The sequence below is a fragment of the Tenacibaculum piscium genome (assembly GCF_021390715.1).
GTDB classification, from domain to species: domain Bacteria; phylum Bacteroidota; class Bacteroidia; order Flavobacteriales; family Flavobacteriaceae; genus Polaribacter; species Polaribacter piscius.
This window is the reverse complement of record NZ_JAJGWT010000024.1, coordinates 1-207: the sequence shown is the minus strand read 5'-3', so window position 1 is coordinate 207 and position 207 is coordinate 1. Positions and strand designations below refer to the sequence as shown.

The following is a 207-nucleotide window of genomic DNA, read 5'->3' as shown; positions in this document are numbered from 1 at the left end:
TTTCCGTTATCCGCTAAAACATCTACCTTTACTGAAGTATTGATTGTTGTTGTTGCTGAATCATCCTGTGCTACTGGTGGTGTATTACCGATAGTTACAGCAACATTCGCTGTATCTGTTCCGCCATTTCCATCACTTATTGTGTATGGAAAAGTAATTTCTGTTCCTGTTCCATCAGGTTGAATATCTAATGTTCCTCCTGCTAAT

At 38.6% G+C, this 207-nt stretch carries 1 protein-coding gene; it reads right to left on the bottom strand.

Going from position 1 to position 207, the window contains the following annotated elements; all coding sequences use genetic code 11:
• Positions 1-207, bottom strand: a 207-nt coding sequence (locus L0U77_RS11700; protein ID WP_233901252.1) for an Ig-like domain-containing protein, incomplete at both ends; no start/stop codon positions are given.